The organism is Candidatus Streptomyces philanthi (assembly GCF_059553635.1).
In genome coordinates this window covers 22,390-42,196 of sequence record NZ_JCANQV010000001.1, presented here as the reverse complement: position 1 = coordinate 42,196, position 19,807 = coordinate 22,390, and the positions used below count along the sequence as shown (strand labels likewise).

The 19,807-nt window shown below is 70.9% G+C and carries 22 protein-coding genes and 1 pseudogene; 20 read left to right on the top strand and 3 right to left on the bottom strand.

Annotation, left to right across the window (positions count from 1 at the left end; all coding sequences use genetic code 11):
• The first annotated feature begins 21 nt into the window (after nucleotides 1-21).
• The 12 genes from AC51EU_RS00225 (at nucleotide 22) to AC51EU_RS00170 (ending at nucleotide 7,810) form a co-directional block, all read left to right on the top strand.
• Nucleotides 22-1,401 (top strand): hypothetical protein, encoded by a 1,380-nt coding sequence (locus AC51EU_RS00225; protein WP_496264496.1) that lies wholly within the window; start codon nucleotides 22-24, stop codon nucleotides 1,399-1,401.
• Between the two features lie 13 nt (nucleotides 1,402-1,414).
• Nucleotides 1,415-2,689, top strand: coding sequence for a hypothetical protein (locus AC51EU_RS00220; protein WP_496264495.1), 1,275 nt, complete (start codon nucleotides 1,415-1,417; stop codon nucleotides 2,687-2,689).
• Between the two features lie 16 nt (nucleotides 2,690-2,705).
• On the top strand, nucleotides 2,706-3,533 hold the full coding sequence (locus AC51EU_RS00215; protein WP_496264494.1) for a hypothetical protein: 828 nt from the start codon (nucleotides 2,706-2,708) through the stop codon (nucleotides 3,531-3,533).
• Nucleotides 3,530-4,048, top strand: a complete 519-nt coding sequence (locus tag AC51EU_RS00210; protein WP_496264493.1) for a hypothetical protein — start codon at nucleotides 3,530-3,532, stop codon at nucleotides 4,046-4,048. Before AC51EU_RS00215 ends, AC51EU_RS00210 begins: the two co-directional genes overlap by 4 nt.
• 2 nt (nucleotides 4,049-4,050) lie before the next feature.
• The gene (locus AC51EU_RS00205) at nucleotides 4,051-4,179 is read left to right on the top strand and encodes a hypothetical protein (protein WP_496264492.1); all 129 of its coding nucleotides are present in this window, start codon (nucleotides 4,051-4,053) and stop codon (nucleotides 4,177-4,179) included.
• Complete coding sequence (locus AC51EU_RS00200) at nucleotides 4,176-4,589, top strand: HK97 gp10 family phage protein (protein ID WP_496264491.1); 414 nt, start codon at nucleotides 4,176-4,178, stop codon at nucleotides 4,587-4,589. The genes AC51EU_RS00205 and AC51EU_RS00200 overlap by 4 nt, the downstream gene beginning before the upstream one ends.
• Nucleotides 4,590-4,605: 16 nt before the next feature.
• The gene (locus tag AC51EU_RS00195) at nucleotides 4,606-5,031 is read left to right on the top strand and encodes a hypothetical protein (protein ID WP_496264490.1); all 426 of its coding nucleotides are present in this window, start codon (nucleotides 4,606-4,608) and stop codon (nucleotides 5,029-5,031) included.
• The gene (locus AC51EU_RS00190; protein ID WP_496264489.1) at nucleotides 5,028-5,591 is read left to right on the top strand and encodes a hypothetical protein; all 564 of its coding nucleotides are present in this window, start codon (nucleotides 5,028-5,030) and stop codon (nucleotides 5,589-5,591) included. The genes AC51EU_RS00195 and AC51EU_RS00190 overlap by 4 nt, the downstream gene beginning before the upstream one ends.
• Before the next feature lie 52 nt (nucleotides 5,592-5,643).
• Nucleotides 5,644-5,916, top strand: coding sequence for a hypothetical protein (locus AC51EU_RS00185; protein ID WP_496264488.1), 273 nt, complete (start codon nucleotides 5,644-5,646; stop codon nucleotides 5,914-5,916).
• Nucleotides 5,913-6,107: a hypothetical protein gene (locus AC51EU_RS00180; protein ID WP_496264487.1), complete on the top strand. Its 195-nt coding sequence runs from the start codon at nucleotides 5,913-5,915 to the stop codon at nucleotides 6,105-6,107. Before AC51EU_RS00185 ends, AC51EU_RS00180 begins: the two co-directional genes overlap by 4 nt.
• Before the next feature lie 111 nt (nucleotides 6,108-6,218).
• Nucleotides 6,219-7,250, top strand: coding sequence for a hypothetical protein (locus tag AC51EU_RS00175; protein ID WP_496264486.1), 1,032 nt, complete (start codon nucleotides 6,219-6,221; stop codon nucleotides 7,248-7,250).
• Nucleotides 7,247-7,810: a hypothetical protein gene (locus AC51EU_RS00170; protein ID WP_496264485.1), complete on the top strand. Its 564-nt coding sequence runs from the start codon at nucleotides 7,247-7,249 to the stop codon at nucleotides 7,808-7,810. Before AC51EU_RS00175 ends, AC51EU_RS00170 begins: the two co-directional genes overlap by 4 nt.
• A 221-nt stretch (nucleotides 7,811-8,031) precedes the next feature.
• Here AC51EU_RS00170 and AC51EU_RS00165 read toward each other — a convergent pair whose 3' ends face one another.
• Both AC51EU_RS00165 and AC51EU_RS00160 read right to left on the bottom strand, forming a co-directional pair.
• Nucleotides 8,032-8,433 (bottom strand): hypothetical protein, encoded by a 402-nt coding sequence (locus tag AC51EU_RS00165; protein WP_496264484.1) that lies wholly within the window; start codon nucleotides 8,431-8,433, stop codon nucleotides 8,032-8,034.
• A 2-nt stretch (nucleotides 8,434-8,435) separates the two neighbouring features.
• Nucleotides 8,436-8,633 (bottom strand): hypothetical protein, encoded by a 198-nt coding sequence (locus AC51EU_RS00160; protein ID WP_496264483.1) that lies wholly within the window; start codon nucleotides 8,631-8,633, stop codon nucleotides 8,436-8,438.
• Nucleotides 8,634-8,781: 148 nt separating this feature from the next.
• Between AC51EU_RS00160 and AC51EU_RS00155 the strand changes: the two genes are divergently transcribed.
• From AC51EU_RS00155 to AC51EU_RS00125, 7 genes and pseudogenes are all read left to right on the top strand, one after another.
• Complete coding sequence (locus AC51EU_RS00155; protein WP_496264482.1) at nucleotides 8,782-12,102, top strand: hypothetical protein; 3,321 nt, start codon at nucleotides 8,782-8,784, stop codon at nucleotides 12,100-12,102.
• Between the two features lie 3 nt (nucleotides 12,103-12,105).
• On the top strand, nucleotides 12,106-13,356 hold the full coding sequence (locus AC51EU_RS00150) for a hypothetical protein (RefSeq protein WP_496264481.1): 1,251 nt from the start codon (nucleotides 12,106-12,108) through the stop codon (nucleotides 13,354-13,356).
• Complete coding sequence (locus AC51EU_RS00145) at nucleotides 13,353-14,504, top strand: hypothetical protein (protein WP_496264480.1); 1,152 nt, start codon at nucleotides 13,353-13,355, stop codon at nucleotides 14,502-14,504. The genes AC51EU_RS00150 and AC51EU_RS00145 overlap by 4 nt, the downstream gene beginning before the upstream one ends.
• A 273-nt stretch (nucleotides 14,505-14,777) precedes the next feature.
• A complete protein-coding gene (locus AC51EU_RS00140) occupies nucleotides 14,778-16,577 on the top strand; it encodes a hypothetical protein (RefSeq protein WP_496264479.1) in 1,800 nt (599 codons plus the stop codon).
• A gap of 25 nt (nucleotides 16,578-16,602) precedes the next feature.
• Nucleotides 16,603-17,145 (top strand): annotated as a pseudogene (locus AC51EU_RS00135) (glycoside hydrolase family 25 protein); the annotation flags it as partial.
• 311 nt (nucleotides 17,146-17,456) lie between these two features.
• Entirely contained in the window at nucleotides 17,457-17,699 is a 243-nt protein-coding gene (locus tag AC51EU_RS00130) for a holin (RefSeq protein ID WP_496264478.1), read from the top strand.
• Nucleotides 17,696-17,944, top strand: coding sequence for a hypothetical protein (locus AC51EU_RS00125; RefSeq protein ID WP_496264477.1), 249 nt, complete (start codon nucleotides 17,696-17,698; stop codon nucleotides 17,942-17,944). The genes AC51EU_RS00130 and AC51EU_RS00125 overlap by 4 nt, the downstream gene beginning before the upstream one ends.
• Before the next feature lie 18 nt (nucleotides 17,945-17,962).
• On the opposite strand, the gene AC51EU_RS00120 is transcribed toward AC51EU_RS00125, so the two are convergent.
• Nucleotides 17,963-18,502 (bottom strand): flavoprotein, encoded by a 540-nt coding sequence (locus AC51EU_RS00120; protein ID WP_496264476.1) that lies wholly within the window; start codon nucleotides 18,500-18,502, stop codon nucleotides 17,963-17,965.
• A 114-nt stretch (nucleotides 18,503-18,616) separates the two neighbouring features.
• Here AC51EU_RS00120 and AC51EU_RS00115 point away from each other — a divergent pair, with 114 nt between their 5' ends.
• Nucleotides 18,617-19,792 (top strand): helix-turn-helix domain-containing protein, encoded by a 1,176-nt coding sequence (locus AC51EU_RS00115; RefSeq protein WP_496264475.1) that lies wholly within the window; start codon nucleotides 18,617-18,619, stop codon nucleotides 19,790-19,792.
• The last annotated feature ends 15 nt before the right edge of the window (nucleotides 19,793-19,807 follow it).

Genomic DNA, 19,807 nt, shown 5'->3' with positions numbered 1-19,807 from the left:
TGTCCCTCCCTGCTGCGCGGCGTGGTGCTGCGCGCGACCCGACTGGACGCCTGTGGGCGGCCGATGTACGGCGACTGCAACCAGGTCGTGTCCGACGGTTTCATCACCGTGAAGATGTCCGCCGAGACCGAAGAAGGCGAGGACATCAGCGTCACGAAGGCCAACGGTCAGACGTGCATCGCCGAGTCCGGGTGCGAGCAGTTGTCGCACTACACCACGGAGATTGAGTTCTGCGAGGTCGATCCCGATCTCGTGCAGATCATGAACCCGTCGTTCGAGATCTACCGCGACGCTGACGGCAATCCGATCGGCTGGGACGACTCGGTCGAGCTGCGGTGTGACACCGGGTACGCACTGGAGGTCTGGAGCAATGTCTACGCTGGGGCCTCCGACGCGTGCTCCGGCGCCGGAAGCAAAGGGCAGTGGGGGTACCTCCTACTGCCGTGGGTCGTCGGCGGCGCGCCGGGTGACCTGGAGATCGGCAACGACGCCGTGAGTTTCACCTTCAACGGCCGCACCAAGGTGGGGAGCGGCTGGCGCAAGGGCCCGTACAACGTGCAGGCCGGGCCTGGCGGCATTCCGTCGCCGATGCTCAAGCCGATCGGGCCGAAGGTGCCTCGCCGCTTCTTCGTGACGACGATCCGGCCGCCCGAGGCGGAGTGCGGCTGCCAGCCCGTGGACCGGCCGACCCCGGACCCGGCAGACCTGTACGTCACCGGCATCGCGAACGAGTCGCCGCGCCGGACCGTGCGCTTCCGGGCGGACAACCACGGATTCGGCCCCGTCACAGTCGACTTCAGCGACGGCTCGCAGCCGCAGGAGGTCGCCGACGGCGCCTGGGTCACCCACGTCTACACCGGCGACGGCGAGCACACGATCCGGGCGTGCGACAAGGAGACGCCGGTCATCTGCGCTGAGCGGCCGGTGACGATCCCGCTGCCGGCCGACGAGCCGACGCTCACGCTGGAGACGAAGAACGCCGCCAACCCGTATGAGGTGACGGCGGTTGTCGGGCTGCCGTCGCAGTCTGACGGCTCTGCGCTGATCGACTGGGGCGACGGTACGGAGCCGGAGCAGATCACCGTCGGCGCGGACGGCACGGTGTCCGTGCTGCACGTCTACAGCGTCCCGTCCGTCTACACGGTGATGGTGCGCCGCGGCGACATCGACACGTACCGCACCCGTGAGGCGATCCTCGTGCCCGGCCAGGGCGAGGGCGGTACGCCGCCGCAGGTGACGGCCGAGCCGGACCTGTCGGACGCGTCTGGCCGCACGGTGCTCCTGCACATCGACAACACTGGCACGCCCACCAGCACCCCCGAAGCGACCGCCGCCCCGGACCCGGCTGACCCGTCCGGCAAGACGGTGCAGCTCACCGTCGACAACACCCCCACGGCCTGAGAGGACCACGACCATGGCAGGACCCACCACGATCGACTGGGGCGACGGCTCGGCGCCGGAGGACGGGCCCGAGAAGGGCGACATCTCCCACAAGTACACGAGCGACGGCCCGAAGAAGATCACCATCACGGACACCGCCGACCCGAGCAAGGCGACCACGATCGAGGTCACCATCCCGCTCGGCGGCTCCGGCACCCCGAAGGTCACTGCGGTAGCTGACCCGGCTGACGCCACCGGCAGGACCGCGAAGGCGACGTGGTCGGGGTTCCCGACCGGCACGGTCTCGGTTAACTGGGGTGACGGCACCCCAGCGCAGACCGGCCAGCCCGCATCGGGGGCGCTCTCCCACGCGTACGGCGATGGGGTGGCGGACGAGCAGACCATCACCGTCACCAGCGAGAGCGACGCCACCAAGAAGGCGATCGCGTCCTTCACGCCGGCCGCGCCGGCCCCGGACCCGAGTGTGACCGCGGAGACAGACCCGGCCGACGAGTCCGGTCGTACCGTGGCGATCACGCTGGCAGACTTCCCGGCCGACGGGGCGGTGAGCGTCACCTGGGGCGACGGCACCGAGGCGGAGACCGTCCCCGCGGGGACCGCAGCCGCCAAGCATGCCTACGGCCAGGGCGTCGAAGGCGAGCAAACCATCACCGCCACCTCGGCAACGGACCCGTCGAAGACCGCGACGGCCACCTTCACCCCGAAGGCGGCGGAGCCGGAGCCGGAGCCGTCGGTCACCGCCGCTGCTGACGCGGGCGACGCGACGGGCCGCACCGTGGCCGTCGCCCTCGCCGGTTTCCCGGCCAGCGGAGCGGTGCGCGTCGACTGGGGTGACAGCACGGCGGCCACGGAGGTGCCGGCCGGGACGACGACGGCCACGCACGCGTACGCCGCGGGTGTTGAGGGCGAGCAGACGATCACGGCGACGTCCGCGACCGACGAGACGAAGACCGCGGCCGCGAAGTTCACCCCGAAGCCCTCGCAGGAGCCGGAGCCCCAGCCGTCGCTGACGGCGGCGGCTGACCCGGCGGACGAGACCGGGCACACCGCGACGATCACGCTCGCCGGGTTCCCGCCGGAGTCGCCGGTCTCGGTGGACTGGGGTGACGGTGGAGCGGTGGAGGAGATCGCCGCGGGGGCGACGAGTGGCTCTCATGCGTACGACGCGGCGGTGACCACGGAGCAGACCATCACCGCGACGTCGGCCGGGGACGCCACGAAGATCGCGTCGGCGACATTCACTCCGGGCGGCGGCGCCGCGCTGCGGGCCGCGCGGAAGCGCAAGTAGAAGAAGGGGGCCGGTCATGCCGGAGGTGCTCGATGGGCCGTGCGGTCCGTGGCCGCTTGACGCGTCATGCTGCCCCGGCTGGCCGGCCGATCCGTCGGAGTGGTCGCCGGGCCAGCGGGCGGCGGCGGAGATCGCGACGGATGTGCTGTGGCGGCTGACGGCGGGGCGGTACGGGCTGTGCGAGGAGGTGATCCGGCCGTGCCGCCGGGGGTGCGATGAGCCGCCGCCGGCGGCGGGTACGGGGTCGCCTCTGCGGCCGGTGCTGGATGCGGGGCGTTGGTATAACCGGCCGTGCGGCTGCGGCCCTTCGGGGTGCTCGTGCGTGCCGCTATGCGTGATCGACCTGCCGGGCCCGGTGCACGAAGTGCTGGAGGTGAAGCAGGACGGACAGATCGTGGACGCGTCCGGATACGTCCTGCACCGGACACCGTCCGGAGGCCGCCTTGTCCGGACAGGCGGGGAGTGTTGGCCCTTCTGCCAGGACCTTCGTCGTCCGGACACTGATCCGGACACGCTGTCCGTCCGGTATCTGCGGGGCCTGGATGTGCCCGCCGCGGGGCGCCGGGCGGTCGGGCAGCTCGCGTGCGAGATAGACAAGCTGTGCGCGGGGACGGGCGGATGCACCCTGCCGACGGGCACCAAGAGCGTGACCCGCGAGGGCGTGACGTACGAGGTCGTGCCGCCCGGCTCGTGGCCGGAGACGCTGGAGGCGCATTTCCCGCAGGCGTGGGCGTGGGTGCAGTTGGTCAACCCGCACCGTCAGGCTCAGCCCGCGGCTGTCTTCTCGCTCGACCTGCCGCCGGCCCCGGTGGCGGCGCGGTACCGGCCGGAGGCGACGTGGTGACGACTCCGAACGACGTGCTGCTGCCGGACACGGATCCGCTCCTCGGGCCGGTGCTCTCCGGGCTGACCGCGTGCCTGTGCGCCGTGCTCGCCGACGGCGGCCGCCCGACGTGCGCCTGCTGCCTTGTCTGGGGTAGCCAGCCGCCGGCGCAGGACTTCTGCGCGTGCGACTGCGCCTCCGGGCACGGGCAGGCGTGGGTGCGCGTGGTCCGCCAGGAGCCGGCCGTCGTGGACCAGCGTCGGCGCCGCTGCCAGGTGTGGCGGATGGAGACGGTCATCGAGGTCGGCGTCGCGCGGTGCGTGGCTGTCGTGGCGCCGGATGGGCAGAGCGCGCCGACGTGCGAGCAGCGTGAGGCGGATGCGTGGGGGTTGGTGTTGGACCAGCGGCTGCTGCGGGAGGCGGTGGCGTGCTGTTCGGCGCTCGCTGACGTGCAGGTGCGGCCGGGGCCGGTCACGCCGATGGGTCCGCAGGGCGGCTGTGCGGGTGTGACGATGCAGATCACGGTGGAGGTGTAGCGGTGGAGGGCACGACGGCTCTCGTGTGGATCCTGCTCGGCGGGTGCGTGGTGGCGCTGGCGACGGTGCTGGCGCGGGCTCGGGTGGAGATGGCGCGGATTCAGGCGGACGCGGAGCGGCGGCGGAAGTGAGCGTCCGAGTCGAGACGGATGTCGACGAGGCCGCCGTCGCGCGGCTGGTGGCGGACATCGTGGGCGAGGTGACGACCGAGGTGGCGAACGCCGCGCGGCGCCGCTGCCCGGTCGATCGCGGTCCGCTGCGGGCGTCGATCCGGGCTGAGACCCGGCAGCGGGGCTCGGAAGTCGTCGGCGAGGTGTGGTCGGCCCTGGAATACGCCGCCTACGTGCACGAGGGCACGGGGATCTACGGGCCGACCGGCCGGCCGATTCGGCCGGTGCGAGCCCGGATGCTGTCGTGGGAACAGCGCGGCGTGGGCCGGGTGTTCGCGCGGGAGGTACGCGGGCAGCGTCCGCAGCCGTTCTTGGCGGATGCACTGGAGGAGGTCTCGCCATGGCCGGTCGACAGGACCACCCGGTACTGACCCCTAACCTGCGGCCATGACTACCGAATTCACCATCGACGGCGACGCCGGCCACGACCCCGATGCCCTGCCTCTCGTTTCTGTCCGTATCGACGGTGAGGTCTACGAGGCCCACTGCCCGAAGGACAGCGTGGGCCTCCTGTTCGCCGACCTCGCGGAGCGTGCCGAGGACCCGGCGGAGCAGCGGCGGATTGTGGAGCAGATGCTCCGCATGGTCCTCGGGCCCGACGACGCCGCGGCAGTGATGGACAAGGTGCTCGACATGGGCAACCGCCGTGTGGGGATCGGGTACGTCACCGACCTCGTCCAGCGCATCGCGGAGCACTACGAGCCACTGCTGCGGGCCCAGCGGGAGGAGATGGGGATCTCAGAGCCGTCGTCGGGCCGCTCCCAGCGTCGGGCCGGGGCGAAGATGACCACAGCGAAGAAGCCGCGGGCGTGAGGTTCGGCCCCGCCGTGCCGGGGCCACTGCCCATCACCATCGACGGCCGCTCCTACACCCTCGTCATCCCCGACGGCCGAACCCTCGCCGGTATCGCCGCAGCCGGCCAGTGGCCGCTCCTCGTCCCCGGCCTCATCGGCGAGGAGGACCGTACCGAGGTCGAGGCGCGACTCCGCGACCCCGCCGACCGGCTCGGGCTGTACGCGTGCTGGCGGATCGTGCTCGGTCTGGCGCCGGAGGTGTTCGGCGTGGAGTGGTGGGCGGCGCAGCGGCTGTGTGCGTTGGCTCAGGAGCGGTGGAGGGACTGGTCCGCGTGGTGCGTCCGCCGCGGCATCGACGTCGACGCAGCATCCGGGCATCGGATCGTGTCGTCGGTGTGGGCGTGGGTCACCGACAGCATCCAGGAAGAGAAGGACCTCGTCCGCGCCGAGCGGGAGATCTTCGATCCGCCGCCCGAGCTGCGCCGAACTCGCGCGGTGGTTCCGCGAGGGTTCTCTCCAGAGGAGTTGGAGGCGCAGGCTCGGCAGCTCGCCGCGTACGCCGATGACCCTCACGAGTAGGTGTTATCCCAAAGGCGCCGACGGCCGCCTTCCCGACCGCTACGGTCGCCGCATGGACTGCGAACACGCGCCCCCGCGCGTCTACGGCTGCTACCCCGACGATCCCCACCCCGGGCCGGAGCCTGGCCACGTCTACCGGGAGTTGGTCGGCGGCCCGCTCGACGGCCTCCTCCTGGACGTGACGGGGATGACCGACGCTGAGATCGCCGAGGGCGCCTACCTGATCACCGAGCACGGTGCACACGGGCCCGGCGGTCGGGCCGCGTACGGGCCGCGCGACGGCGATCCGGCGGCCCCCTGGGCGTGGGAGGGGGCTGTGTCGTGACGGACGACCAGCACACCGCCGATCTGCGGGGCGCGCTCCGGCAGGCGATCGCCTGGCTCCACTTCTGCGCCGGGCGGGAGGCCGCCTCCGACCCGGCGGTCGCGGCCTGGCTGACCGAGGCCGCCGACGGCATGCAGGGCCTCCTGGCCCGCACCGCGCCTGAGGGCGGACCTGAGGGGGGTGCGGGGTAGGGCCAAGCGCGCTTCATCTACCTGTGGGCCGGGTTCGCGCCTTCCTCTTGCTTCATTGTCATAGCTATGGCTAAGTTGGCCGCGAAGCCGTCCGCGACCGAGGGGTACGCAATGACCGAGCAGATCACCGGCGACTGGGCCGACGTCGCACGCAGCAGGGGCTGGGAGCCACTGGAGCCCGCTCCTCGCCGCCTGGACTGGTGGCGGCTGCGCTGCGTCAAGTGCGGTGCGGAGGACCGTCGCCAGTACGCGGCGCTCTCCCGGTGCCTGCACTGCCGCCCGCTGACCGCCAAAGAACAGGCGAAGGCGGACGAGCTGGCTCGTACCGCGGAGGCCCGGGTCCGTGACGCGGGCTGGGAGCCTACGGAGCCGTTCCCCGGCGCCGTGAGGGCCGGATGGTCGCTCAAGTGCCTGGAGTGCGGGGAAGTCGTGCGGCGCGAGTCCACCCCCGCCGTGGTCCGGCCCTGTGTGCACCGGAACCCCGCACCCAGCGACCCCGTCTGGTACACCGAGTGGCGGCAGCAGTACGAGGCCGGTGACACCGAGGCTGACAGGGACTGGCTGTGGCGCAATGACTGGGAACCGGTGCCCGGATTCCCTAGGCAGGCAGACGCCCCGGTACCGGTCCGGTGCATCCGCTGCGGCGCCGAGCGGGAGATCCCCCTGGGTGAGATCGTGCTCGCCGGGGAGACGCTGCCCGCATGCCATCACCCTGAGGGCAAGCCCCGGCGCCTGACCCCGGAGGAGGTCAGCCGACGTCGTGCGTCCCTCAGGGCGTTCAAAGACGACCGGTGCGAGCAGGAGGCGGTGGAGGCGGGCTGGGAGCCGCTGGAGCCCCGGCCCGCGCAGACCACCTCCCGCTGGCGGGTCCGTTGCACCAAGGCCGAGTGTGACCTGGAGGTCTACGTCCGGGTGTCCGAGCGACAGCACACCAAGCCGTGCAAGCACACGCTGAACACTACCGAGAAGCGGGGCCATGCCAAGTTCGAAGCGGCGGGCTGGACGGTACTGCGCCGCCCCGTCCGGGGTGGCCTGTCCACGAAATGGGACATCCGGTGCCCTACCTGCGGATACGAGACACAGCGCAAGGTCACCACGAAAATCGCCCCGTGCACGCACCCCGGCGCCCAGGGGGCCCAGTGACGATCGCGACGACCGTGTACGGCACCTGGAGCAGCATCGTCGATGCCTTCTCCAGCAGCCCGGACTGGGACGTCGACGCGCTCGTGGAGCCCAGCCCCACGTACCCGCTCCTCGTCGCCTCCGGAGCACTGATGGCGCTGCGCGCCGCCTACCGGGCCGAGATCGACGCGGCCCTGCCGCCCGATGTCTCCCTGTGCGGCGAGCGGTTCATCGGCCCCGCGGCCCCGGCTCCCGGGGAATGGGACGGCTATCCGCAGGGCAAGGACGGCCGCCTGGACATCCGGGCCTGCGTGAAGGCGGTTGATCTTGACGCGCTCGTGGACCGCCACGAGGTCATCACGCTGGAGCAGATCGGCCGCTCCGAACTGCGATCCGCGGCCGCCAACCCGTCGTCGGCCGCCAGCAAGGCTCTAGGCCGCCTCGGGCTCAAACCTCTGGCCCGCTGCCAGATCGACGGCCGCGGCCAGGCCGTCGCTGTCTACTACCTGCACGATGTACGGCAGGCCCTGGGCAGCAGGAGGGGCCGCGGCGCCCGAACAGATCTGTCGAAGACATCCTGAGCCGTCCCGCACCGACACTTGCCGCCGCCAGGACACCCACGACGACCTGGCGGCGGCGTTAGCCGCCCCACGGCGCGGTAGGCCGACCACCGTGTACACGCCCGAGGATGGGCCCGGGGGCAGGCCAGGGGGCGGTGCGGGGTAGGGCTAAGCGCCCCCTCATCGCACGGCGCGACGACCTCCGCGTGCGCGCCCTTGCAACGGGGGCGACGACCAGTAGATCAGCAGCCCGCAAGAGCCTCGCGCAGCGCTGTCATGTCCAGGTATTCGATCTCGACCTGCGTACACGTGTCGGCGCCGTACTCGTCATCCCACTGCGTGCTGTAGACCGTCGTGGTCGGCGTTTTCAGGGTGATGTGGGTGGGGGTCTTGCTGATGACGACCCCTCGGCGGTCGGGGATCCCGAGCGCTCGCCAGTCCGTCCACCCCTTGTGGGCGATCACCTGGTCCAGGGCGGCCACCAGGGGCGCCGCGTGGGCGATGGGGACACGCAGGGTGTGCAGGTCAATGTGCTCGATCTCGCTGCGGGCGGTCGCTTCCTTGGAGTTGAGGTAGAAGGACTCGCTGCGGATCTCCGTGGAGTACGGGCCCATGGCTCGGGTGGACTCCTGAATGGCTCCCATGACTACTTCTCCTTCAGGTCGGTGCGGGCGCCCTGGCCGGGCATGGCCTTCCGTGCGGCGTCGGCGTCGCTCCGGTTGTAGAGCATTGCTCCGGTGGCGAGGTCCCGGTCTACGGGAGGTACGTGCGCCAGGATGCTGCGGGCCCTTTTCGGGCTGACGCCCCATGAGGCGGCGCACTGGCGTGCGGTGACGAGTGCCATGCAAGGAACTTACGGGCACCATGCCCGGAAGTCAAGTGGTCGGGCACCGCGTACGCGCCCGTATCCTGACGCATAGCCGCTGGCTGGTGGGCCGGGCACGCACCCCGTGACGCACGGGGATGCCGTGCATGCCTGGAGGTGCCCGCCGATGCCGCAGGTCGGCCGTACCTCCGTCCAGATCACCAGCGACACCGCCGCCTACGCTGCCCAGCTTCGCGCCGAACTCACCCGTGCCGGGCGCGACGCTGGGCAGGCCCTCGACGACGCCGTCCAGCGGGCCGTACGCACCACGGGCGAGCGCGCCGGCCGCCAAATCGGCCGCGACATTCAGCGGGCACTCCGGACCGTACGGGCACAGGTCCGCGTCGAGCCAGACTTGCGCCGGTTCGAGGCCCAGCTCCGGCAGCAACTTCGTGCCCTTCCCCCGGTAGCGGTCCCGGTCCGCCCGGACACCACGCGCTTCCGCCGCCTGCTCCAGGCCGAGCTGCGCGGCCTGGACGCCGTACGGGTGCCGGTCACCCCGGACACGGCGCGGCTCCGCGCGGAACTCCGGCAGGCGATACGAGACGTCACCGCGACCGTTCGCGTCGAGCCGGACGTCCAGCGGCTCCGGCGGGAGTTGGAGCTGGCGGCGCGCGGCGTCACGGTCACGGTGCACCTCCGGCCCGACGCGACGCGCCTGCGTGCCGAGCTGGCTCGTCTGCGGCTGACGCCGATCGAGGTTCCGATCCATGCGGACTCCGCTGGGCTGGGCCGTCTCGGCTCCCTGAGCGGCCAGGCCGCGGGTGGTCTGGATCGCCTGGGCTCCAGCGCCGCCGCGGCGGAGGGCGGCGTGCTCACGCTGGGCCGGGCGCTGGTCGCGCTCGGGCCGTCCGTGGCGGCGTTCACCAGCCAGCTCGTCCCCGCAGTGGGCATCCTCGCGGCCACCCCGACGACGATTCTTGGGGCTGTCGCCGCGTTCGTGTCGCTGCGGGTGGCCCTGAGCGGGACCGGCGACGCGTTCAGTGCTGCGCTGCACGGCGACGCGAAGGAGTTCGGCGAGGCGCTGGAGGACCTTTCGCCCAAGGCGAGGTCCGCGGCCCGCGAGGTGCGTGCCCTCCAGCCTGCTTTCGACCGGCTGAAGGAGAGCACTCAGGACGCGTTCTTCGGCCAGCTCGCCGGGGACATCGCCAAGACCGCCGCCGCGCTGAGCCCACTGCGATCAGCGATGGCGGGGGTCGCCGCGGGGTGGGGGCGGATCGCCTCGGCGTCGCTGGCAGCCGTGCGGGCGCAGTCGTCGGTGTCGGCGCTCGGGAGCGTATTCGGCGCGGTGCGCCGCATGCTGGATGCGATGGCCCCCGCGATCCAGCGGATGCTCCAGGGCTTCATCGCGATGGGCGGCGCGGTCGCGACGGCTTTCGGCGGCCGGGCGGCGACGGCGATGGCCAACCTTACCGCGCGCTTCGGGGACTTCATGGCGCGGGCGGCGCAGTCTGGGCAGGCGGTGGCCTGGGTCCAGGGCGCGATCACCGTCTTCCGTCAGCTCGGCGCCGTACTCGCGCCGCTCGGCGGAATCATCGCGGATGTCTTCGGCGCCCTGGCGGCCGGTGGCGGCGGGGTGCTGGGTGCGCTCGGGCCGGCGCTTCAGACTCTGCGGTCCCTGGTCCAGCCGCTCCTGCCGACCATCGCCCAGCTCGCCGCGCTGATCCAGACGGTTCTGGGCACGGCGATGCGGGTAGCGGCGGCTGCACTAGGTCCGTTCATCAAGGCTCTCTCCGGCGGCCTCCAGCAGGTGCTTCCGGTGGTGTCCCAGGCTTTCACGCAGCTCGGGGCCGCGTTGCAGCCGGTGGCGCGCGAGTTGGGCGGTGGTGCGCTGGCGGCGGCGGTTCGTGCGCTGGTGCCGGTGGTGACCGCGCTCGCCCCGGTGGTCGCCAGCCTGGGGAAACTCTTCGGCGCGGTGCTCGGTGCGGCCCTGAAGATCGTTACACCTCTCCTGGCCCCCCTGGGGCAGGCGATCGGCGGCGTGCTGACTGCGCTACAGCCGCTGGTCCCGGTCGCTACGCAGGTGGCGTCCATGCTGGGTAGCCAGCTCGGTTCCATGGCGCAGGCACTCGTGCCGGTGCTGACGTCCCTGGCCGGCGTCGTAGCCCAGGTCACCAGGGCCGCGGTGCCGCTCGTCAGCCAGGCCCTGCGGGCGCTGCTGCCGCTGCTGCCGATGCTGGCGGGCAACTTCCGGGCCATGGTCGGGGCCATCGCCCCGCTGATCCCGCCCGTCGGGGATCTGCTGGTCAGCATGGCGCCGCTGCTGGCGCTGCTGCTCCGCCTCGCCACTCCCGTGATCAAGGTCGCGGCGGCTTTCGCGAGCTGGGGGCAGCTCACCATCGTCGTGCCGGTCGTCGCGAAGATCGCGTCCGTTGTCGGTGACGTGATCGGCGTGCTCGCGTCCTTCGAGTCCGCCGTGGCGTCGCTGCCAGGCCGCATCATCTCGGCGCTGTCGTCGCTCGGGTCGACGGTCGGAGGGTTCTTCTCCTCTCTGTGGCAGTCCATCACCTCCGGCGTCTCGACGGCGGTGTCCTCCGTCGTCCAGTTCTTCTCCGCGCTGCCGGGCCGGGTTGTCGCTGCTCTCCAGGCGCTGCCCGGCATGCTGTACGAGGCGTTCACCTCGGCGATCGCTAGTCTGGGGATCGTCGTCCTGAGCGCCTTGGCTGGCGTGGTCTACGTGTTCACAGAGCTGCCGGGGAAGATCGTCTCCGCTCTGTCGTCTCTGGGCAGCACGATCGGCTCGTTCTTCGGCAACGCCTTCTCCTCGGCGCTGGCGGCTGTCCGGTCGTTCATCGCCTCCGTCGGGTCGTTCTTCGCCGCGCTGCCTGGTCGCGTCGGGTCGGCGCTGGCGGCCCTGCCCGGCCGGGTGGTGTCCGTCTTCCGCTCGGCAGGGTCTTCGGCCCTGAGCGCGGTGCGGTCGCTGGGCTCGTCGGTGGTCTCCTTCTTCTCCGCGCTGCCGGGCCGGATCGGGTCGGCTCTGTCGTCGGTCGGGTCCCGGATCGCCGGGGTCTTCAGCCGGGCGTGGGACGCGGCCAGGTCGGCGGTCGGCTCGCTGATCTCCGGCATCGCCTCCATGTTCACGTCGCTACCGGGCCGGATCGCTTCGGCGCTCGGCAACATCGGCGCCACGATCGTCAACAAGATCAAGAGCGGCCTCCCATCGGCCGTGCGCGACCTGCTGCCCTTCGCTGACGGCGGCATCGTCCGCGTAGCGACTCCCGCACTCATTGGCGAGGCAGGCCCCGAGGTCGTCATCCCGCTAACACGTCCGCGGCGTGCTGCCGAGCTGGCGCAGCAGTCCGGTCTCCTGGACCTCCTCGCCCGGCATGGCGCCGGTGGCAGGGGAACGCAGATCACGAACAACTGGAACATCAGCTCGCGTATGTCCGATCCGATGGTGCTTGCGCAGCACCTCCAGGGGCAGATCGCCCGAGCGGCGGGGGTGTAGCGGATGCTCGCGGACTACATGGACCTGGCGGGCAGCGAGATCGTCAACTCGGCCCGCGCCGCCGTGTACGCGCGGGCCCGCGGGGTGCCGGTGCAGTGCGATCCGTGCCCGGAGCTGCCGGCCGCGCTGGGGGACATGCCGTACGTGGATCCGGCGACGGACGAGGCGCCGTGGTTCGACCGGGCGGTCCCGGAGTCCGCAGGTGTCCTCGGCGTCCTCGGGCTCAGCGTGGCCGGGTTCGACTCCGCTCCGGTCAGCCGCGAGCCGACGCAGCTCATCGGGGACGGTGCCGCACTCGGCCCGATGCGGCGGAAGCATCGCGAGATCGCGTACACGGTGCTGCTGATCGCCGTGGACGAGTGCTCGCTGTCGTACGGGCTGGAGTGGCTGGCCAGCGCGCTCCAGGGCAGCGCGTGCGGTCCGGCGACGTGCGGCGGTGACGAGTTGTGTGTCTTCTCGTGCTGCCCGACCGACGGCTCGCGAGAGCTGCGGCACGTCTACGACGTGGGGCTTCTTGACGGCCCGCAGGTCACCGAAACGAAGTACCTCGGCTCGGGCGCGGTCTTGGCGACCGTCACCTTCAGCCTCGCCGCAGGTACGCCCTGGATCTACCGCGAGCCGCTGGTCACGCGGTCAGACGGCTGGGTGTCGCTCGGCGGTGGCGAGATCGTGCCGTTCGTGGACCCCGATCAGGTCTACGACGAGTGCCTGACGCCGCGCCCGTGCTTGGAGGACCCGCTGTGCCCGTCACCGGCCCTGCCTCCTCGGCCGCCGGCGCCGGTGAGCCCGTGCTATCCGACGGGCCTGGGGGATTTCCGGCGGACGCGGATTCAGGTGTCGCCGCTGGAGCAGCCGTCGTGGCTGGAGACGGTGCCGGTGCTGGAGGTGGAGACCGGCGAGCACGAGATGCGGCGGTTGATCGTGCGGTTCTGGGCGAATCCGCAGGGGTCCCCCTGCGGGGAGTACAACGATCCGTGCAACGCGTGTACGGACATGGTGATCAGCTACCTGCCGGGGGGCTCCACGCTGACGGTGGACGGCCGTGTCCAGCGGAGCGTGGTGGAGTGCCCGCAGGAGCCGATCGGCACGGCGACGGCCCCACCCACGATCTTCGGGGCGCAGGGCGCTTCCTTCCAGTACCCAACGTTCAGCTGTCCCACGGGCCTGTGCGTGGAGATCTGGTCGCGGCTGGACTTCACGGCGCCTGACGCGCGGGCACGGGTGCTGCTGGTGCCCCGATCGGATGTGGGGTGACGCAGATGCTGGGGTGCGCAGAGAACTACACCGCGGCCATCCACTGGCGCGGCGGTGCGCAGGCGTTCGTGGCGGAGTCGGCAATGGCGGGCCTCACCTCGTGCACTTGGGGGCGGACGTTGAACGACGTCTCAGAGGCCCAGATCACGGTGGCCAAGGGCGGGCCGGGGCCGGACTGCTGCTCGGCTCTCGGGCAGGTGGAACCGTGGGTTCACGAGCTGACGATCTACCGGGATGGTGAGTTGGTGTGGCAGGGGCCGGTCACCAAGGTGACGGAGCACCGGGACAGCATCGTTGTGGACGCGCAGGACGTTTTCGCGTGGCTGGACAAGCTGGTGAACACGACGCTGATCCGCTACGTGGACGCGTCGGGGCCGGACGGCCGTTACCGGGCGCCAGTCACGCACATCGCCTGGAACGTCCTGCGGCTGAACTTGCGCGACGAACTGTCGCAGCCGCACGACTATCCGCAGGTCATGGACTACATCGTCCGTCGCGACCCGAGCGAGCGTGTCCGCTTCGAGAAGGACGGCACGCACAACAAGTCCATCTGGAACACCTACGTCGGCGACATCTGGCGCGAGCTGGCGAAACGTGGCCTGACGTGGACTGCGGTGGGGCGCTCCCTGCTGCTGCGGGGTCGGCCGACGGACTCAACGGTCGCGCTGGCCCGGCTGGAGCTGGACCACATCCTCGGGGACGTCGAGGTCATCAAGGACGGCACGAGCGCAGCGACATACGGGTGGGCCACGACTCAGCAGGAGCAGGACATCGAGGACGGTCTGACGGTCGGCACGGGCCGCACGGGCACGCCGTACGGGCGCCTGGACACCCTGGTGAAGGTCCAGGGGCAGGACACGAGCGCGGCCGATCTTCGGCAGGCGGCACGGGAGGCAGTCGCCGGCCGGTATCCGGTGCCGATGACGATCAGCGTGCCGGACGGGAGCCGGCTCTCCCCGCTGGCCCCGGTCGGAGTGGAGGGGCTCGTGCCGGGCGAGCGAATCGACGTGCTGGCGGCCGACTTCTGCATGCCGGTGGCGCAGGGGTTCGCTCTCACAGACGTGGTAGCGGAGTGGGGCGATGGCGGCGAGAAGATCGGGATCACGCTCGTGCCGCTCGCGGATGTCGACGAGGCGGTGGCGTCGTGAGCGCGCCCGTAGCGGGCCAGCGGGCCGGGCAGAGGCCGATGCGCGCGGCCGTCGCAGCGCAGCGGGCCCTGGGCCGTATGGCTGCTGATCAGTCGTCGGTCTCTGGCGAGCTGATCGTGAACATCAGCGGCCGTTGGTACCGGCAGCACATCGACGACCGTGGGCAGATGCACCGGGACCCGATCCCGGCCCCATGAGAGGAGAGTAGACATGGCCAGGTGTGGATGCTCAGGGAGCTGTTCGTGCGTCGTACGCGGAGCAGCGCCGATCACGGTGACGGGCAACGGGTCCGTGCAGCAGCCGTACGTCGTCGGCCTCGGGCAGGACGGGCAGACGGGCTGCGAGGCGATCACCGCTTGCGTGGCGCAGAACCTCGGACCCGGTCTGGCGTACGACAAGGGCACCGGAAAGATCCAGGCGCGGCTCTCCCGCGACGCCGGGCAGACGCTCCGATTCGGGTCGGACGGCGGCCTGCTGGACACCGCAGGCGGCGCCCCGTCGCCGGAGACGTGCGGGCGGACGATCGATTCCCTGCCGGCCGCGCCCGACGTGGTAGGGGCGTACGCGCTCGCGGGCCTGCACAACCCGTACTCCAGCCCATACGGGGTCGATTACTGCCTCGCGCACCAGGTGGACATCATCGGCATGTCGGTGGCGACCACTTCGGACGACGTGGGCGTGGTGAGCGACTACGACGACTGCAAGATCACCGAAGGCAGATCGTCCGTCTACGTGACGCAGGACATCCGGCGGATGAGCGCGTCCACGGTGAACAGTACCTACAACTACGCAGGCAACGTGGACGATCCGATCGCCTACCAGAGGCCGCAAGGCGCCCCCCGCAGTGACCGCCGCGGCGGCTGGTACGGGTGGCTGGCTCAGCGGTACCACCAGCCGCTGCTGACGGACATGCTCAACAAGGTCGGCGGCAAGGCCGTGGTGATGCTCCAGTGCCACCTGCCGGAGGGGGCGGCGCACCCGACGGAGGCAGAGAACATCGGCGGGGCGATCCGGTCGGTGCTCCAGTGCTGCGCGCAGGCATGGGCGATCATCGCGGTCCGCGAGTTGGAGACGGCCACGACGGTCGTGAACGCGGGCATCACCGCGTGCGTCGTGCCGCCGCGCGCCAAGGTGTACGGCGACACCCGTGTACCCATCCCGCCTGCGGACGTGGTGGCGAGCGGTGCCACCTGGGTCATCTTGGATGACCTGTACCACAACAAGGTCTACGAGGCGTACCGGGACGCCGGGCTGAATGTCCTGATGTGGGGGAACTCCCGGCACTCCTGGAGGGACCGGGTGCAGACGCTGGGCATCAGGGGCGGCTACGTGCTGGACCCGGTGTACTACCGGGGGCCCGAGGAGCACGACTACCGCGGCGAGGTCGACCCGTGGGAGCACCGCCGACCTGGGGTCGGGCAGCTGACGTACCGGACGGATCACCGCGACGTGATCTCCACCGGCGGCTACGTCCGCGGCCGCGCGGAAGCCGGCGAGCAGGGGCTCATCATCCCGGGCGGCTACGGCGACGGACAGGGACGCCCGAGCATCCTGATCGGCTGGCTGTGCCCGCTCCCGGATCCGAACAACTACACGCTGAGCTGGGCAATGAAGTGGAACGGGCTGCCGAGCCCCGCCTCGGCGACCACGAAGATGGGCATGCTCTTCGGTGCTGCGAGCGACGCGGATACGTACGAGTGGCCGCAGAACGATCCGGTCCTGAACCCGCTGCGGGTCCTTCCCGGCCAGACGGCGATGTACCGCGCCTACCAGCGGACGAACGGCGAGATCGGGCTGGCGAAGTGGGTGCAGGGCGAGTACCAGTACCTTGCCACGAAGTCGTCGCCGGCCATCGCGGCAGGGGTGTGGAACGACTACGAGCTGCGCGTGCAGCCCGACAGGATCACGCTCACCCGGATCACCTCTGGCGGTACGCGGTACACGGTGGCTGCGGCCGATACCGAGTACCGCGGCCCGTACTTCTTCCTGGAGAAGGAGGAGTCCCTGGCCGGTCAGCCGGAGCACCGCTTCGAAGCGAAGGTCAAGAACATCGCGTATCGGGCCGGCGGCTGAGCCGCGCCCGCAGAAAGGAATCTCCATGATCAAGGGTGTCGATGTCAGCTCGTACAACACGTCCTACTCCGCGGACGGCCAGGACTTCGTGTTCGTCAAGGCGACCGAGGGCCGCTCGTACATCAACCCGCACCAGTCGGCGCAGGCGGCGAAGGCCCGCAAGGCGGGGGCCGTGGTGGGCTTCTACCACTTCCTGTGGCCCGGCAACATCGCGGCGCAGGCACGGTACTTCGTCGAGAAGTGCGCCTCGGTACAGGGCGACCTCCTGGCCGCCGACTGGGAGCGGACCGGCTCTGGCACGGCGGCGAGTTGTGCGGAGAAGGACCAGTTCATACGCGAGGTGAAGCGACTCAGGCCCGGTCACCGGGTGCTGCTGTACTGCAACCGGGACTTCTGGTTGAACCGGGACACCTCGTCGTATGCCGGGGAGGGGCTGTGGATCGCGGACTACGTCACGGCCGGGCGGCCGCGGGTGAAGGGGAAGTGGCTGATCCACCAGTACACGGACCGGCCGCTGGACAAGGACGTCGCGGACTTCCCGAGCAAGGCCGCGCTGAGGGAGTGGGCGGGCGGCAGCAGCGGAGGAAGCCGGCCGTCGGTGGAGCTGGCCAAGGTCGTCGCCGCGGCCAAGGCCGACCCACCGAAGGCCGGCACGCCGGTGTCGTACGTCGGCGTCCGTACGGTCGAGGCTGCCCTCGCTGACGAAGGTCTCCTCGCTCGGGGGTACGTCGATGGGCACTTCGGTACGCAGACCAAGGCCGCGTACGCGACGTGGCAGCGCAAGCTCGGCTTCTCCGGCCGTGACGCGGACGGCATCCCCGGCAAGACCAGCCTCGCCCGGCTCGGGGCGAAGCACAACTTCGACGTGAAGGGCTGACGATGACGACTGCTGCATTCTGGAAGGCGACCGTAGAACGCGTCCTGCGCACCTTCGCGCAGGCGCTGATCGCCGTGCTGGGGGCTGGTTCCTTCGGGCTGCTGGACGCGCCGTGGGGCGCCGCGCTGAGTACGGCGGGGATGGCCGCGGTGCTGGCGCTGCTGACGGCCGTGGCAGCGTCCGGGCCGGCGGGCGGTCCCGGGATCACGGAGATGGTGAAGCGGAGACCGGAGGTCGGCCAGTGACTGAGCCGCAGGCGGTCGCGGCGGAGTTGGCCCAGCTCCGCGGGGAGATCGCGACGGGTCTGGCCGAGATCAAGGGCCAGCTCGCCGTCATGGCAGAGCGGACTAGCCGGACCGATCAGGATGTCGCGGATCTGCGGACGGAGGTGGACGAGCTGAAGCGCCGCCGGTGGCCGCTGCCGGCCGTCGGCGCGTTGACGGGGCTCGCTGCTCTGGCGGTTGCTGTGGTCGAAGCGACGACTCGGTGAGCATGCCAGCTGCGCGAGCTACCGGGTACGCAGGATCTCGTCGGCCTTGTCGAGAGCGAGGTGCCAGGGGAATGGCCGTCGTTCTCCGGGCTGGTTGGGCTCGAACCCTCCCCGGCCGTACAACATGTTCACGCCCGCCCCGCGCAGTGTCGCAATGGACTGGTCGAACTGGGGATGCTTCGCGTAGGCCGCGTTGACGCACGGCATCGCCACCATAGGGATCCGCTTGCCAATGCCCTCGGCGACGACGCCGATCACGAACTGGTTCGTGAATCCGAGCGCCCATGAGTTGATCGAGTTGAAGGTCGCGGGGGCGAACAAGATGGCATCGGCCCGCGGCCACGCATCGCTGGCCCCCGGGGCCTTGTACTCGGAGCGCACGGGGTGCCTGGTCAGTTCCTCGATCGCGGCGATGTCGTCGGCGAGCCAGCGGTAGGCCGTCGGCGTCAGGCCGACGCACACGTCGTACTCCTGCTCCTGGAGGCGGCGTGCGACGTCCGGGACGTCGTGCACGGGTGGGGCGGCGGACCCGAACAGATACAGCACAGGGCGCGTCATGTGGCTATCCCACCACACGCAACCGCCCCTGAACCGGCGGGGTTCAGGGGCGGAGGTGCTGCTCCCGCGTGCGCGGGTATGTTCCAAGTGGCTGCAAGGAACCTGGAGACCATTATGCCTTCTTACGGCGACGAGCACACGGGTGCCCGCATTCGGCGCGAGCGGAAGCGGGCCCACCTGACGCAGCGTGGGTTGGCAGCCCGCATCCCGTACTCGTACAGCCTGCTGAATCAGGTGGAATGCGGTGCGCGGTCAGCGAGCGACGACTTCCTCGTCGCGGTGGCCGGCGCGCTGGGTATCGACGTCACGGTGCTGCTGGGAGACAAAGGCATGAGCAACGACCGCCTTGCTGACTTAGTGCGGCCGATCCGGGCCGCCCTCGCTCTCTACGACCTGGAGCCCACGGGCACGGTCACACGGACGGCTGACCAGCTCGCGGTAGCGGCTGACGGCGCGTGTCAGCAGGTGCGCGCCACACACCTCCGCAAGGCGTCGGCCGCCCTGCCGGGCATCATCGGCGACCTCACCGCCCTCGCCGTCTCGGCGCCGTCGACGCGCACCTGGCAAGCGCTGGCGTCGAGTTACCGCACCGCGGCCGACATCTCTCTGAAGGTCGGCTATCACGACCTGGCCGCCGTCGCCCTGGACCGCATGGGCTGGGCCGCCGAGCGCGCCTCTGATCCGTGCCTGGGAGCGATCCGCCAGTACAAGCGGGCACTCGTGCACAAGGCCGGCGGCGGGGGGCCGGACCTCGGCCGCCGGTTGATCGAGTCGGGGCACGCGATGCTGGATCAGCAGAGGTCGAGAGAGGCGTGGGCGGTCAAGGGGCAGCTGCACCTCGGCTTGTCGGCGGTGGCCGCGCGAGGCGGCGACGGAAGCGCGGTCGAGAGACACATTGCGGCTGCCCGCGAGATCGCGAAGCGGGTCGGCGGGGAGGCCGGCGAGGTGCACTGGTTGTCGTTCGGGCTGCGGAACATCGCGCTGCACGAGATGGGGGCGGCGTTAGCCATGTGCCGGTATGACCAGGCGCTCACCCAGGCGCGGAGCATCAAGCTGCCGCCGGCCGCGCTGACTTCCCGGCGCGCTCGGTACCTGGTGGACCGGGCCACCGCCGAGATGGAGACCGGGCATCCGAATGCATCCCTACAGCACCTGGTGGAGGCGCGGCGGATGGCCCCCGAACAGACCCGGTACCACCCCGGCACGCGCGCAGCGATCACGGGCCTGGTGCACATGGCCCGGCGCACTCCGGACACCCTCGGTCACATGGCCGCCTGGATCGGCCTGTAACTGCGCGCGCTCACA